Consider the following 15,041-nt stretch of genomic DNA (forward strand, 5'->3'; position numbering starts at 1 on the left):
AGATGCCGCTGACATCGACCAACTGACCCGAAGCGCAGGCGCATCCCAACTGGGAGCGGCTAAAACGCCGCACCAAGCCACGGTTACCAAGCCCAGCCTGCCTAGGCGAACACCCGCCAAAACCGGCAAACCCACGCCCTCGCGCGAGTTGTTTATAGGTGCCGACAGCTTGGCCCGTCAGAGGCGCGACCAAAAAACCGCAATTGCTCGATCTAAGCCCAAGCCTCGCAAGGCTAAAATCTGACATTTCTGGCTCAGCCTACCCATTTTTTGATAACTTTTGGAAACTTAACCATGGCAATTGAACGCACCCTCTCCATCATCAAACCCGACGCAGTGGCCAAAAACGTCATCGGCCAAATTTATTCACGTTTTGAAGGCGCTGGCCTCAAAGTCATCGCCTCTCGCATGGCGCATCTCAGCCGTGGCGAAGCCGAAGCTTTTTACGGTGTGCACAAAGCACGTCCTTTCTTCAAAGATTTGGTCGATTTCATGATCTCTGGCCCCGTCATGATTCAAGTGCTTGAAGGTGAGAATGCCATCCTGAAAAACCGTGATCTCATGGGTGCCACCGACCCTAAGAAGGCAGACAAAGGTACCATCCGCGCCGATTTTGCTGACAGCATCGACGCCAATGCGGTTCACGGCTCCGATGGGCCTGACACCGCCGCTCAAGAAATCGCCTTCTTTTTTGCTGGCATGAATGTCTTTGGTCATTGATAGGCGTTTCCACCGCTAAGCCATGAAGACCAACCTACTCGATTTTGATCTAGACGGTTTGGTCACTTGGTGCTTGGCGCAGGGGGAAAAAAAATTTCGCGCGGTTCAGCTTTTTCGCTGGATCCACCAAAAAGGCGTGTCTGACTTTGCGCAAATGAGCGACTTGGCGCAGAGCCTGCGCAACAAGTTGCAAGACAGCGCCATCGTCTTGCCTTTGCCGGTTGTCAGTCGACACGATTCGGCGGACGGCACTATCAAATGGATGTTTGATGTGGGGCAGGGTAATGCCATTGAGACGGTGTTTATTCCCGAAACCGACCGCGGTACCTTGTGTATTTCTTCCCAAGCCGGTTGCGCCGTGGGGTGCACGTTTTGCTCAACCGGTGCACAGGGCTTTAGCCGTAACTTAAGTACCGCAGAAATCACTGCCCAGCTCTGGTTTGCCGAGCGGACTTTGCGCCTTGAACGCGGTCTTGACGAGCGGGTCATCTCCAATGTAGTGATGATGGGCATGGGTGAGCCTTTGCAAAACTTCGCTGCCTTGGTGCCAGCGCTCAAAACCATGCTCGACGATCACGGCTATGGCCTGTCGCGCCGCCGAGTGACGGTTTCCACCTCTGGTGTAGTGCCGATGATGCAGCGCCTAGGCCTTGACTGTCCTGTGGCTTTGGCGGTGTCTTTGCATGCACCCTCCGACGCCTTGCGTGATGAGTTGGTGCCTTTAAATATAAAGTACCCATTGGCGGAGTTGTTGCAAGCCTGCCGTGACTATTTAGACCATGCCCCGCGAGACTTCATCACGTTTGAATACTGCATGCTCGACGGCGTTAACGACACGGATGTCCATGCCAATGCCGTGGTCGACTTGGTACGCCCCCCAAACGCAGAGCCCTTGCCGTGTAAGTTCAACCTCATTCCCTTCAACCCCTATCCCGCCTCTGGCTTGACTCGATCTGCGCCCGATCGGGTCAAAGCTTTCGCCGCCATTTTGAGTCAAGCTGGTATCGTCACCACTATTCGCAAAACCCGCGGCGACGATATTGCGGCGGCCTGCGGCCAATTGGCAGGCGAAGTCCAAGACCGCACAGATGTGTCGGGTAGACGCGCCAAGACCATTCGTATTCATGCTTGATACGGCAAAATCAAACCATGAACTTAACTGACCAAGCCATTCCTTTTTCCATACCCGCGCGGCACCACAGCCTCCAAGCCAAGGTGAGTTGGGGCGACCATGTGGTCACTTTGGGTGGCGACGCACCTGTGCGGGTGCAATCGATGACCAACACCGACACAGGAGATGCCATTGGTACCGCCATTCAGGTGAAAGAACTGGCGCTGGCAGGCTCAGAATTGGTTCGCATCACAGTGGATACCCCCGAATCCGCCAAGGCTGTGCCCTATATACGCGAGCAGCTCGACAAAATGGGCATTCATGTGCCGCTGATTGGCGACTTTCACTACAACGGACACAGGTTGTTGACCGAATTTCCAGACTGCGCCAAAGCGTTGTCCAAGTACCGCATCAACCCTGGCAATGTGGGCAAGGGTGACAAACACGACAAGCAGTTTGCTCAAATGATCGAGGCCGCCGTCAAGTACGACAAAGCCGTTCGCATTGGCGTGAATTGGGGCAGTCTTGACCAAGAATTACTGGCCAAACTCATGGATGACAACGCTTTGCGCACCAACCCTTGGGACGCCAAGCAGGTGATGTACCAAGCCTTGGTCACCTCGGCGCTGGAGTCTGCCGAGCTAGCTGAGCGTCTAGGCCTGCCGCGTCAGCAAATCATCCTCAGCTGCAAGATGAGCGGCGTACAAGACCTCGTGGCGGTCTACCGTGAGTTGGCCAAGCACAGCAACCACCCCCTGCATTTGGGTTTGACCGAAGCCGGTATGGGCACCAAAGGCACCGCTGCGTCCAGTGTGGCTTTGGGTTTGCTGCTGCAAGAAGGCATAGGCGACACCATCCGCGTCTCTCTCACGCCCCAACCTGGTGAAGCTCGCACCCAGGAGGTATTGATCGCTACCGAAATTTTGCAAGCTTTGGGGCTGCGAACTTTTGTGCCCAGCGTCACCGCATGTCCTGGCTGTGGACGCACCACCAGCACCACTTTCCAAGAATTAGCGCAAGAAATTGATGTGTTTTTGCGCGACAAAATGCCGGTCTGGCGCAAGCAATACCCCGGGGTAGAGGGGCTGAAAGTGGCGGTCATGGGTTGCATAGTTAATGGCCCAGGTGAAAGCAAACACGCCGACATCGGCATCAGCTTGCCTGGCAACGGCGAAGCGCCTGCGGCCCCAGTCTTTATTGATGGCGAAAAAGCGCTTACCCTGCGCGGTGACAATATCGCCAAAGAATTTCACGATATTGTCGAGAACTACATACACAAAAAATTTGCGGTCAGCGCCTAAAGCGCACCGCCTTTAAACACCATGGCAGACAAATTAAGCGCCGTCAAAGGCATGAACGATATATTGCCGCCCGACTCCGCACGTTGGGAGGCGCTGGAAGCCACCGTGCGCGAGGTCATGCGTGTGCATGCTTATCGCAATATTCGTACGCCCATCGTTGAGCCCACCGCTTTGTTTGTTCGCGGCTTGGGTGAGGTAACTGACATCGTAGAAAAGGAAATGTATTCCTTTGAAGACCGCTTAAACGGCGAGCAACTCACTCTTCGTCCTGAGGCCACAGCGGGTGTGGTTCGGGCTGTGGTTGAGCACAACATGCTTTATGAAGGCGGCAAGCGCTTGTATTACATGGGTCCCATGTTCCGTCATGAGCGTCCACAGCGGGGCAGGTACAGGCAGTTCCATCAAATTGGTGCTGAAGCACTGGGTTTTGGCGGGCCTGAGCTAGACGCTGAGCTGATTTTGCTAGCGCATGCGCTGTGGCAAGCCTTGGGGCTCAAGCAAGTCCGCTTGGAACTCAACAGTTTGGGACAGCCACCTGAGCGTTTGCAGCACCGTGCCGCCTTGATTGCTTATTTTGAGCAACACACCGATCAACTCGACGAAGACGCAAAGCGTCGTTTGCACAGCAACCCTTTGCGAATTTTGGACAGTAAAAACCCCGCCATGAAAGCCTTGAATGATGCGGCGCCTAAGTTGTTGGACTTTTTGGGTCCAGACAGCTTGGCGCATTTCAATGCAGTCAAAGTTATTTTGGATGCTAATTGTGTGTCTTACACCATCAATCCGCGTTTGGTGCGTGGTATGGACTACTACAACCTCACCGTGTTCGAGTTCATCACTGACCAACTGGGGTCGCAGGGAACCGTTTGTGGCGGTGGGCGTTACGACTACCTGATCGAGCAAATTGGTGGCAAACCCGCCCCTGCAGTGGGCTGGGCTTTGGGTGTGGAGCGTGTACTCGAGTTGCTCAAAGAGCAAGGTGCTTCATCGTCCGTTGGGGCGCCCGATGTCTATGCCATCGTGCCTGATGCTGCTTCTTTGTCAAAGGTTTGGCCTGTTTTGCAGCAGTTGCGTGCGATGGCGATCTCGATTCAAATGCATGCGCCTGCCAACAGCATGGAGGGCATGGGCAGTATGAAATCGCAGTTCAAAAAGGCTGATAGCAGTGGCGCCAGTTTTGCACTGGTTTTTGGCCCAGATGAGTTGGCCCAAAACCAAGTGACCATCAAGAACTTACGCGATGGGCAGGGTGCTCAACGTACCGAGTCCTTGGGTAATGTCAGCGATTGGGGCCACAGCCTACAATCCGCTCTTTAGTTTTACTGCATTATCAGGAAAATCATGGCTTCGCATCTCGACCTTGAAGAACAAGAGCAACTCGACCAAATCAAATCCTTTTGGAACCAATGGGGCAACCTCATCACCGGCGTGGTCACCTTAGCCTTGGTATGTTTCGCCGCTTGGAATGGTTGGCTCTATTGGCAGCAGCGTCAGGCTACTCAGGCCGCAGTGTTGTTTGATACCTTTGAAGAGGCCAGCAAGCAGGGTGATTTAGCGCTTTTGACCAGATCGCTCAGCGACTTGCAGGATCAGTTCCCCCGCGCTACATTGACGGCCCAAGCGTCAATGTTGGCCGCTAAAACTTTTTTTGACAAAGACAAAGCGGCTGACGCGGAAAAACCTCTTGAGTGGGTAGTCGAACACGCCTCAGACCAAGCCTATGTCGCCTTGGCTCGCCTGCGTCTTTCCTCCTTGGCTATTGAGAAAAAAGACATGGCCAAAGCCCGAAGTTTGGTGGAAGGGAAAACTGTACCCCCTGGATTTCAGCCACTCTTTGATGACCGAATGGGCGATATAGCTTTGATCGAAGGCAAAAATGATGAAGCCAAAACCCGTTTCAGCAGTGCCTTCAAAGGCATGGACGAATCCACCGAATACCGCCGCTTGATTGAGGTCAAGTTGGGCACCTTGGGTGTTGATGTCGGTTCGCCTGAGTTCAAAAAATGAAGGCTGTTGCCCTTAATCGTTGGATTCTGCTGGTTTTTTTGGGTTTCTTCCTCGCTGCCTGCTCAGCCTCTAAGCCCAAACCTTCACAAATCCCAGCCATCAAAGCCGATAAGCCCATACAAGCCTTGTGGCAGTTCAAGCTTGGTGGCGATGTTTCATTCGTTCAAAACTTGCAAGCCGTGCAAGAACGCATGGCTCTCACCTCGGACGATGGCAAGATTGCCGTGGTCAATGTTCGCAATGGTCAAGTTGTATGGCGCCATGAGCTTAAAACTGCGCTAAACACGGGGGCCGGTTTTGACGGTGAGCATTTGGCGGTGGTCACCCTGAATAACGAACTGTTGATGCTGCAAGACGGTAAGGTTTTGTGGCGTAACCGTCTAACTTCTCAGTCGTATACCCACCCTTTGGTCGCTGGTGAGCGTGTCTTCATGATGATGGCCGACCGTTCGGTTTTGGCTTTTGACTTGGCCACTGGGGTGCGCTTGTGGGTGCAGCAGCGTCCTGGCGAGCCCTTGGTGCTCAAGCAAAACGGCGTTCTCATGTCGTTCCAAAATACCTTGTTGGTGGGTTTGGGTGGCCGCTTAACTGCCATCAACCCAGACAACGGTCAAGTGAAATGGGATGTGCCAATTGCCAATCCGCGAGGCATTAACGACCTTGAACGCTTGGTTGACTTGGTCGCAAAACCTTCCCGCGTGAACAACTCCGTTTGTGTGCGGGCTTTTCAATCGCAGGTCGGTTGCGTGGATGCTTTTCGCGGCAGTGTGTTGTGGACCCGAGCTTCTATCGGCTCGCACGGCGTTGACGGCGACGCCAAGACCTTGATTGGCACCGAGTCCAACGGCATGGTGCAAGCTTGGAACCGAACGACCGGCGACAGGTTGTGGGACTCTGACCGTTTGAAGTACCGTGAGTTAACCGGTCCAATGTTCACCTCCAGAGGCATCGTCATCGGCGACAGCGGTGGTTGGCTCTACCTGCTTTCCTCGGCTGACGGCAGTTTGATTAACCGTGTGCAAACCTCTTCGGATGGTTTTGCGTCTACGCCCACCGCTTTGGCCGACGGAGGCTTTGTGGTTTTGACACGCGACGGCTTGCTGCAGGCCTACCAGCTTCCCTGATCAAAGGGGCTCGCTGTGAAACCGGTGATTGCTTTGGTGGGCCGCCCCAATGTGGGTAAATCCACTCTGTTTAACCGCATCACCAAGACCCGTGACGCTATCGTGGCCGATTACGCTGGCCTCACACGGGACCGCCACTACGGCAATGCCAAGCACGGTAAGCAAGAATTTATCGTCATTGATACCGGTGGTTTTGAGCCTACAGCCGAGAGCGGCATCTTTAAGGAAATGGCCAAACAAACTCGCCAAGCCGTGGCCGAGTCCGATGCAGTGATTTTTGTGGTTGATGCCCGCCAAGGCATCAGTGCCCAAGACCATGACATCGCTAATTATTTGCGACGATTGGGCAAACCTTGTTTGTTAGTGGCCAACAAAGCTGAAGGCATGCAAGAGGGCCACCGATTGGTGGAGTTTTTCGAGCTTGGCTTGGGTGAGGTCATGCCCGTGTCTGCAGCCCATGGACAAGGCATCCGCAGCATGTTGGATTCATCCTTGGGAGCGTTGCACCTGCCCGACGAGGACGAAGAAGACGACGGCTCTCCCAAGCCCTTAAAGCTGGCTGTGGTGGGCCGTCCCAATGTGGGCAAATCTACCTTGATCAATACTTGGTTGGGTGAAGAGCGCTTGGTGGCCTTCGACCTGCCAGGCACCACCAGAGACGCTATCCATATTCCCTTTGAACGCGAAGGTCAACAGTTTGAACTGATTGACACTGCGGGACTGCGTCGCAAGGGCAAGGTGTTTGAGGCCATTGAAAAATTCTCTGTGGTTAAAACCTTGCAAGCCATTGAATCTGCCAATGTGGCTTTGCTGTTGCTTGACGCCACCCAAGGCGTGACCGACCAAGATGCGCATATCGCTGGTTACATTCTCGAGACGGGCAGGGCGGTGGTGTTGGCCGTCAACAAATGGGATGCGGTAGACGCTTACCAGCGCGATTTGCTTGAGCGCTCCATCGAGAGTCGTTTAGCGTTTTTAAAGTTCGCCAAACTGCACCATATATCGGCTCAAAAACGCCAAGGCTTGGGGCCCGTTTGGAAGTCGATAGCGCAAGCCCACTCAGCTGCCATGTGCAAAATGAGCACGCCCATCTTGACACGTTTGCTGTTGGAAGCGGTTCAATTTCAGTCGCCCAAACGCGCTGGTATGTTCCGCCCCAAATTGCGCTATGCCCACCAAGGCGGTATGAACCCGCCCGTGATCGTCATCCATGGCAACTCGTTGGAACACGTCACCGATGCTTACAAGCGTTTTTTAGAGGGCCGCTTTCGCAAAGCCTTTGCGCTGGAAGGCACGCCTTTGCGCATCGAGATGAAAACAGCCAGTAACCCTTATGTAGATAAGGATTAACTCGCTGTCAGTCATTGGATCCGCCGATGCCAAACAGTGTCAAAAGACTGGTGAACAGATTGAACACTGTCACATACAGGCTGACAGTGGCCAGCACGTAGTTGCTTTCGCCCCCGTTGACGATACGGCTTGTCTCAAACAAGATAAGTCCTGCAGATAGCAAGGCCACCATAGCGGAAATAGCCAAGCCCAAGGCTGGGATTTCAAAAACCGTTGCAGCAATGCCCCCGATCAAGGCGATGACCATGCCGCAAAACAAGAAGCCGCCCATGAAGCTCAGGTCTCGCTTGGTGATCAATGCATACGCAGACAGTGCGATAAACGTTGTTCCAGTAGCCCCCAGCGCGAGGGACACGGTTTGAGCGCCACCAGGTAACGCCAGCGAGTGGGTGAGCAAGGGGCCCAAGGTGTAGCCCATAAAGCCCGTCAATGCAAAAACAGCAGGTAAGGCCCATGCGCTGTTTTGCAGCTTATGAATGGCGAACAGCAAACCAAAAAACCCCAGCAAGGTCAAGATCAGGCCTGGTGCTTTCCATTGAAAGCTGACAGAGGCAGTGGCAATGGCTGCGCTGAACAACAAAGTCATGGCCAACAAGGCATAGGTGTTTCGCAGCACCTTTTTGACCTGATCATCTTGGATGAGGGCTGAACGGTCCTCGGCATATGCCGCGGACTGAGGGTGCTGTGAGGCGGTGGTGGAATAGCCAAAACGATTTCCCATGTGGATTACTCCTTTGAATGACAAGGCTTGAACCATAGGGCTTGACGCCATCATGTAAAAGCAGATAATTTGTTATTTATATTCCTTAAAAAACTGAATATGAGCGTACCCTTTAATTACAAGCATCTTTATTATTTTTGGGTGGTTGCCAAGGAAGGGGGGATCTCTCGCGCTGCCGACAAGCTGCACATGGCGGTTCAAACCGTCAGCGCTCAAGTGCGTGAACTCGAGCGATCTTTAGGGTGCGAGTTACTTAAACCTGCTGGACGAGGTTTGGTTTTGACCGATGCCGGTTTGGCAGCCATGAAACAAGCCGACCTTATTTTTCAGCTTGGTGAAGATTTGCCCTTACTGGTTCGCGATGCAGTCAGTTCGCCTTCGGTGCGTTTATGGGTAGGGATCAGCGACGGTTTATCCAAATTGGTGGCACATCATTTACTCAAACCTGTGATGAACCAACAGAACTTACGTTTGCTTTGTCTTGAGGGGCAGTTCAATGACTTGCTTGGGGACTTGGCAATTCACAAGTTGGATATCGTCATCTCAGACCGGCCAGCAGCACCCAATCCCAATATCAAACTCTACAGCCATGCACTTGGCTCTTCCAGCATCGCTTGGTATGGTTCGCCTGCGTTGTTGCAAAAAATCACTGCAGAGTTTCCTGCGTGTCTGGCCACTTTGCCTGTATTGCTGCCAACGGTTCACACAGCCAGCCGAGACAGAATGGACATGTGGTTTGAACAGCTGGGCATTCGGCCCCGCATCGTGGGAGAGTTCGAGGACAGCGCTTTGCTGAAAACCTTTGGTGCCAGTGGCATGGGTGTTTTTCCAGCAGTTGAGTGGGGGCATGAGAATTTGATTTCCCAATACGGCGTTCAGCGCTTAGGTGCTTGCGAGGGGGTGACTGAACATTTCTATGCCATAGGTACGGAGAAAAAAGTTCAACACCCGCTTGTTCAGCTTTTACTGCAATCTGCCTAAAGCGCTTTTGCTCAAACTTCTGTTTATGGTTTGGCTTGCTGTTTGGCGGTACGAACACTCCAGATCATGGTGACAGCCAAGACTGCAACGACCACGCCCAAAGACACCGTAACTGGCATTTTGTAGACGTCAATCAGACACATCTTGACTCCGATAAAAATCAAGATGATGGACAGACCGTAGCTGAGCAAATGAAATTTATCTGCGACTGCAGCCAGCAAAAAATACATCGCTCGTAAGCCCAAGATGGCCAACACATTGCTGGTTAAAACGATGAAGGGGTCGCTGGTGATGGCAAAGATGGCAGGGATTGAGTCCACCGCAAAGATGATATCGGTGAGTGCAATCAAGCAGATCACCATGAAAAGAGGGGTGGCAATTTTTTTGCCGTTTTCAACAGTCATGAACTTCTCCCCGTCAAAATCTTGGCTGACGGGCAAAAAATTTCGCAAAAGTTTTAAAGCGGGATTGTCATTGAGGTCGGGCTCTTTGCCAGCGGCCAACCACATTTTGACGCCCGTCAAGATCAAAAATGCGCCAAACACATAAAGAATCCAGTGAAACTCGGACAGCAACCAGCCGCCTGCCAAAATCATCACAGTGCGTAAAAGAATGGCCCCAATGATGCCAATCATCAGCACCCGTTTTTGAAATTTCAAGGGGACTGAAAAGTAAGTAAAGATCGTGAGGAAGACAAAAATGTTGTCTATCGCTAAAGATTTTTCAATCAAATAGCCTGCCAAAAACTCCAAAGACTTGGTGTTGGCTATTTCTGTCGATCCCGTGGTGTCTTTGACAGCCCACCAAAAAAAACCATTGAATAAAAAACTCAGTGCGATCCAAATCAATGACCAGTGGAGCGCTTCTTTGACGCCAATGTCGTGAGCGCCTTGTTTTTTCAAAACCACAAAATCGACAAACAATGACACCCCCACAATGGCGACAAACGTGGCCCAGAGCCAAAGGGGAGCAATAGTTTCCATATAAAAGGTGTGATCAAAAATGGTTAAGTGGACAATTTAAACCATATTTATCTGAATATTTTCCGTATTTACTTCGGTTAAAACTGAACGTTGAGTCGAGAATTCCTGCTTTGTTTCATGCGCCTTTGAAGGCAGTATGCATAAATGACGCAATCCTATGGGTTCTGGAAAAAAACTTTGCAACGTTGGGTGCCGAGCAAAGAATTTTGGGCTGAGCACCTACGCCTAAAGCCCTATGCGGACAAACTATCCGACCAGCAGCTATGGCGTCTGCAGCATGAGGCCGTCGCACGAGGTGTTGCTGTGGGTTTGTTTTGGGGGTTTGCTATTCCTGCTGCTCAGCTTTTGGTCGCCGCAATTCATTGCGTGAAATGGCGTGCCAATATTCCAGTTGCGGCTCTCATGACCATGGTGACCAACCCCCTGACCATTGGTTTTTGGCTTTGGTTGGGCTACCAACTTGGCTCTAGGGTATTAGGGAATGAAGTGCAGGCAGATGTTTCGATGTCTCTCATGCCGGCCCAGTGGTTGAGAGAGTATGGCTTGCCTACGCTGGTTGGTATGGGATTGTTTGCTGTTGGAGCAGCGGTAAGCGGTTACCTACTGGTGAAATTTTTTTGGCGTTTGAATTTGGTCTTCAAGAGACTAAAGAGAAAACAAAACTTTTGAAGTTGATGGAATAAGTGGGGGTTTGACTATGGTATGTTATGAATATCTACCAACACGGAGAATATCGTGAACCAAAAAGGGCAACTTTTACAAGACCCGTTTCTTAATATCCTGCGCAAGGAACATGTGCCTGTGTCCATCTATTTGGTCAATGGCATTAAATTGCAGGGGCAGATTGAGTCGTTTGATCAATATGTTGTTCTTCTTCGCAATACTGTCACCCAAATGGTTTACAAGCACGCTATTTCGACCATTGTGCCTGCTCGCCCTGTGAATTTTGCACAAGCTGATGGTGAAGACGCTGGGTCTGAACAATAACGACCACCATTCCCCCCCCCTTTGTCTAAGTCTTCGCCGGATATTCAAGCAAACACCTTGTTGGTGGGCGTAGATTTGGGTCTTCCTCATTTCGATGAAGATTTGGACGAACTGGCACAGCTGGCAAGCACAGCTGGCTTGGTACCTGTGGCGCGTATGACTTGCAAACGACGCGCTCCCGATGCTGCTTTGTTTGTGGGATCTGGCAAAGCGCAGGAAATTAAAGAAATGGCTGTTCTACATGGCGCCTCTGAAATATTGTTTGACCAGGCCTTAAGCCCTGCTCAGCAACGCAATTTGGAACGCTTGTTAGAGATGCCGGTCAACGATCGAACCATGTTGATTTTGCAAATATTTGCCCAGCGTGCCCGCAGCCATGAGGGTAAGTTGCAAGTGGAATTGGCGCGTTTACAGTACCTCAGCACCCGTTTGGTGCGCCGTTGGTCCCATTTGGAGCGTCAGCGCGGCGGTATTGGCAACCGTGGTGGCCCAGGGGAGACCCAAATCGAGCTCGACAGGCGCATGATTGGTGAGTCCATCAAGCGCACCAAAGAGCGCCTAGACAAGGTAAAAAAACAGCGCCATACACAGCGCCGCCAACGAGAGCGCAACCAAGTATTCAATGTTTCATTGGTGGGCTACACCAATGCGGGCAAATCCACCTTGTTTAATGCATTGGTCAAGGCGAGAGCGTATGCGGCAGACCAACTGTTTGCCACCTTAGACACCACCACGCGTCAACTGTATTTGTCAGATGGGCAAGACCAAGGGTGCCAAATCTCCATTTCAGACACTGTGGGCTTTATCCGTGATTTACCGCACGGCTTGGTAGACGCTTTTGCCGCCACGCTGCAAGAGGCCACCAGTGCCGACTTATTGCTGCATGTGGTGGACTGTTCACACCCCAATTACCCAGAGCAAATCGCTCAGGTGCAATCTGTTTTGGAGGATATTGGTGCCATAGATGTTGCCCAGTTGCTGGTTTTTAACAAGGTTGATGCCTTGCCCAGCGACCAACAACCCAGAATATTTCAAGATGTTTTCATCATTGACGGTCTGGCGGTACCGCGTATTTTTGTCAGTGCTCAAAGCGGGGCCAATCTTGAAAGTCTTCGCCAACGCTTGCTGCAGACCGCAATGCAGGCGATGGCGCGACCCTTATCCCTTAGCATTTCACAGTTAAATGCTTGATGCCAAAGTATCACTTCAGGTTTAGGCACAATGGCGGCTTGCCACTTTTTTTGATTGACTGCGAATGAACTTTTCAACTTGGCTTTGGCCCATACGACGACGCTTGGCGGGTATGTTCAATTTGAACGATGGCCGTTGGGGCAGAGGCGATGACGCCAATCCGCAAAACAACGGTTCAACACCGCCTCCAGAAGGCCCTCAACCGCCCCCCGCTGACGATGGAAAACGCCCACGCCCCTCGTCATCTAATGGGCCGCCCGATTTAGATGAACTTTGGCGAGAACTCAACCGAAAATTGAACAAATTTTTGGGTCAAAACCGAGGTGGTGGCAATCAACCACCCAGCGGAGGCGGCGGTTTCAATCCTGATTTCAAGCAAGCCCGTGGTTTGCTGGGCTTGGTTGCGGGTGTTGTGGTCTTGGTTTGGCTTGGCACAGGCTTCTTTATTGTCCAAGAGGGTCAGCAAGCAGTTATCACTCAATTTGGGCAATACCACAGCACAGCAGGTGCAGGTTTCAATTGGCGTGTGCCATACCCCATTCAACGTCACGAAGTGGTGTTTGTCACCCAGATTCGCTCGCTCGACATTGGACGCGATGCGATTATCAAGGCCACTGGTTTGCGTGAATCAGCGATGTTGACCGAAGATGAAAACATCGTTGAAATCAAGTTTGCGGTGCAATACCGACTCACCGATGCGCGTGCTTATTTGTTTGAAAGCAAAAACCCAACAGACGCAGTAGTTCAAGCAGCGGAAACCGCGGTACGGGAAGTGGTGGGCAAAATGCGCATGGACGCGGCACTGTCGGAAGACCGTGAGCAAATCGCCCCGCGTGTGCGAAAAATCATGCAAACCGTCTTAGACCATTACAACGTTGGTATTGAGGTGGTAGGTATCAATTTGCAACAAGGCGGTGTTCGCCCACCCGAACAAGTGCAGGCCGCTTTTGACGATGTTCTTAAAGCCGGTCAAGAGCGAGAACGTGCAAAGAATGAAGCTGAGGCTTATGCCAACGATGTGATTCCTCGCGCCGTTGGATCCGCCTCTCGCCTAAAACAAGAGGCTGATGCCTACAAGTCCCGTATCGTGGCGCAGGCCCAAGGTGATGCGCAACGCTTCAAGTCTTTGTATTCGGAATACCAAAAAGCGCCCCAAGTCACTCGTGATCGTTTGTATATCAATGCCATGCAAGAGATATACAGCAGCGTTACCAAGGTATTGGTCGAGTCCAAACAAGGGTCCAATATGTTGTACCTCCCCCTGGACAAAATCATGCAACTCAATGGCTCGCCAGCCAATGCTGCTGCCAACGCCGCGGTGAATCCTAGCAATACGCTCGAGGGTAATGGATCGGTTCCCAGTCCCGCCATGCCTTCTCCCTCCTCCGATAGCCGTGGTCGTGACAGCCGTCAACGTGACCGCGATTTGCGATGAATTGCCAGCCATGAACAAAATAGGTCTTTACATTTCTTCCGCCATGCTTGCTTTGCTGCTGCTGAGCTCAACAATTTTTGTGGTTGATCAACGCCAATTTGGTGTGGTGTATTCATTGGGGCAGATCAAAAAAGTCATCACCGAACCTGGCCTGAACTTTAAATTGCCTCCGCCTTTCCAAAACGTCAACTTCATCGACAAGCGCTTGCTGACCTTGGATAACGTGGACTCCGAACCCATGCTCACAGCAGAAAAGCAGCGCATGGTGATTGACTGGTATGTTCGTTGGCGTATTTCCGACCCATCTCAGTACATCCGTAACGTGGGTTTGGATGAAAAAGCTGGTGCCCAACAACTAACGCGTGTGGTGCGCAATGCTTTCCAAGAAGAAATCAATAAACGAACAGTCAAAGACTTACTGTCGCTCAAGCGTGAAGCTTTGATGGTGGACGTCAAGCGTGAGGTGATAGAAATTGTCAAAGGCGAGAAGCCTTGGGGTATTGACGTGGTGGATGTTCGCATCACCCGTGCCGATTATGTAGACACCATCACCGAGTCGGTTTATCGCCGAATGGAGGCCGAGCGTAAACGTGTGGCCAATGAATTGCGATCAACCGGTGGCGCTGAAGGCGAAAAAATCCGTGCTGATGCCGATCGCCAACGTGAAGTCACCTTGGCCAATGCTTACCGTGATGCGCAAAAAATCAAAGGCGAGGGAGACGCCGAAGCCGCCCGTTTGTATGCTGATGCATTCGGCAAAGACCCGCAGTTTGCGCAGTTCTACCAAAGCATAGAAGCCTACAAAGCCAGCTTCAATAAAAAGTCGGATGTGATGGTTTTAGACCCCAGCACCGATTTCTTCAAAGCCATGCGTGGCAGCGGTGCTGCCAACGCAGGCGCGGCCAAAAAATAAGTTTTCCTTTTGCGATGGACAGCCACATCTTGTGGGTTGCGCTGGCCTTGGTGCTCATCATCGAGGGCTTGTTTCCCTTCGCATCTCCGCAGGCTTGGAAGCGTGCGTTTTTTGCTTTGATGCAAATGGACGATGGGCAAGTTAGGTTTATTGGATTGAGCTGCATTGTGGCTGGCATGTTGCTGCTTTGGTGGCTGCTCTAGTGTCCCAGTAGAAT

17 protein-coding genes are annotated in these 15,041 nt (G+C 51.9%); 15 read left to right on the plus strand and 2 right to left on the minus strand.

Annotated elements, in window-relative coordinates; translation table 11 throughout:
- The 8 genes from AC9UEO_RS07180 to der all read left to right on the plus strand — a co-directional run.
- Window positions 1-244, plus strand: a 244-nt coding sequence (locus AC9UEO_RS07180; protein ID WP_509531493.1) for a hypothetical protein, incomplete at its 5' end; no start/stop codon positions are given.
- Window positions 245-294: 50 nt separating this feature from the next.
- A complete protein-coding gene (ndk, locus tag AC9UEO_RS07185) occupies window positions 295-720 on the plus strand; it encodes a nucleoside-diphosphate kinase (protein WP_509531495.1) in 426 nt (141 codons plus the stop codon).
- 22 nt (window positions 721-742) lie between these two features.
- Entirely contained in the window at window positions 743-1,852 is a 1,110-nt protein-coding gene (gene rlmN / locus AC9UEO_RS07190; RefSeq protein ID WP_509531497.1) for a dual-specificity RNA methyltransferase RlmN, read from the plus strand.
- 17 nt (window positions 1,853-1,869) lie between these two features.
- The gene (gene ispG, locus AC9UEO_RS07195; RefSeq protein ID WP_509531499.1) at window positions 1,870-3,132 is read left to right on the plus strand and encodes a flavodoxin-dependent (E)-4-hydroxy-3-methylbut-2-enyl-diphosphate synthase; all 1,263 of its coding nucleotides are present in this window, start codon (window positions 1,870-1,872) and stop codon (window positions 3,130-3,132) included.
- A gap of 21 nt (window positions 3,133-3,153) precedes the next feature.
- Window positions 3,154-4,449, plus strand: coding sequence for a histidine--tRNA ligase (hisS, locus tag AC9UEO_RS07200; protein WP_509531501.1), 1,296 nt, complete (start codon window positions 3,154-3,156; stop codon window positions 4,447-4,449).
- Between the two features lie 24 nt (window positions 4,450-4,473).
- Window positions 4,474-5,139 carry a YfgM family protein gene (locus tag AC9UEO_RS07205; RefSeq protein ID WP_509531503.1) on the plus strand — a complete coding sequence of 222 codons (666 nt, stop codon included), beginning with the start codon at window positions 4,474-4,476 and terminating at the stop codon, window positions 5,137-5,139.
- The gene (gene bamB, locus AC9UEO_RS07210; RefSeq protein WP_509531505.1) at window positions 5,136-6,263 is read left to right on the plus strand and encodes an outer membrane protein assembly factor BamB; all 1,128 of its coding nucleotides are present in this window, start codon (window positions 5,136-5,138) and stop codon (window positions 6,261-6,263) included. The genes AC9UEO_RS07205 and bamB overlap by 4 nt, the downstream gene beginning before the upstream one ends.
- A gap of 15 nt (window positions 6,264-6,278) precedes the next feature.
- On the plus strand, window positions 6,279-7,613 hold the full coding sequence (der, locus tag AC9UEO_RS07215) for a ribosome biogenesis GTPase Der (RefSeq protein WP_509531507.1): 1,335 nt from the start codon (window positions 6,279-6,281) through the stop codon (window positions 7,611-7,613).
- A 7-nt stretch (window positions 7,614-7,620) separates the two neighbouring features.
- Here the strand turns inward: der and AC9UEO_RS07220 are convergent, their stop codons facing one another.
- Window positions 7,621-8,334 carry a Bax inhibitor-1/YccA family protein gene (locus AC9UEO_RS07220; protein ID WP_509531509.1) on the minus strand — a complete coding sequence of 238 codons (714 nt, stop codon included), beginning with the start codon at window positions 8,332-8,334 and terminating at the stop codon, window positions 7,621-7,623.
- 99 nt (window positions 8,335-8,433) lie between these two features.
- Here AC9UEO_RS07220 and AC9UEO_RS07225 point away from each other — a divergent pair, with 99 nt between their 5' ends.
- Window positions 8,434-9,315, plus strand: coding sequence for a LysR family transcriptional regulator (locus AC9UEO_RS07225; RefSeq protein ID WP_509531511.1), 882 nt, complete (start codon window positions 8,434-8,436; stop codon window positions 9,313-9,315).
- 23 nt (window positions 9,316-9,338) lie between these two features.
- On the opposite strand, the gene AC9UEO_RS07230 is transcribed toward AC9UEO_RS07225, so the two are convergent.
- Window positions 9,339-10,298 (minus strand): TerC family protein, encoded by a 960-nt coding sequence (locus AC9UEO_RS07230; RefSeq protein WP_509531513.1) that lies wholly within the window; start codon window positions 10,296-10,298, stop codon window positions 9,339-9,341.
- Between the two features lie 144 nt (window positions 10,299-10,442).
- On the opposite strand from AC9UEO_RS07230, the gene AC9UEO_RS07235 reads away from it, so the two are divergent.
- The 6 genes from AC9UEO_RS07235 (at window position 10,443) to AC9UEO_RS07260 (ending at window position 15,027) form a co-directional block, all read left to right on the plus strand.
- Entirely contained in the window at window positions 10,443-10,967 is a 525-nt protein-coding gene (locus tag AC9UEO_RS07235; protein WP_509531515.1) for a DUF2062 domain-containing protein, read from the plus strand.
- A gap of 66 nt (window positions 10,968-11,033) precedes the next feature.
- A complete protein-coding gene (gene hfq, locus AC9UEO_RS07240) occupies window positions 11,034-11,285 on the plus strand; it encodes an RNA chaperone Hfq (protein ID WP_509531517.1) in 252 nt (83 codons plus the stop codon).
- 21 nt (window positions 11,286-11,306) lie between these two features.
- Entirely contained in the window at window positions 11,307-12,476 is a 1,170-nt protein-coding gene (gene hflX / locus AC9UEO_RS07245) for a GTPase HflX (protein ID WP_509531519.1), read from the plus strand.
- A gap of 64 nt (window positions 12,477-12,540) precedes the next feature.
- Window positions 12,541-13,911: an FtsH protease activity modulator HflK gene (hflK, locus tag AC9UEO_RS07250; RefSeq protein ID WP_509531521.1), complete on the plus strand. Its 1,371-nt coding sequence runs from the start codon at window positions 12,541-12,543 to the stop codon at window positions 13,909-13,911.
- A 10-nt stretch (window positions 13,912-13,921) separates the two neighbouring features.
- Entirely contained in the window at window positions 13,922-14,824 is a 903-nt protein-coding gene (gene hflC, locus AC9UEO_RS07255) for a protease modulator HflC (RefSeq protein WP_509531523.1), read from the plus strand.
- 14 nt (window positions 14,825-14,838) lie between these two features.
- Complete coding sequence (locus tag AC9UEO_RS07260) at window positions 14,839-15,027, plus strand: DUF2065 domain-containing protein (RefSeq protein WP_509531525.1); 189 nt, start codon at window positions 14,839-14,841, stop codon at window positions 15,025-15,027.
- Window positions 15,028-15,041: the final 14 nt, after the last annotated feature.

The sequence above is a fragment of the Limnohabitans sp. genome (assembly GCF_040401495.1).
GTDB lineage: Bacteria > Pseudomonadota > Gammaproteobacteria > Burkholderiales > Burkholderiaceae_C > Limnohabitans.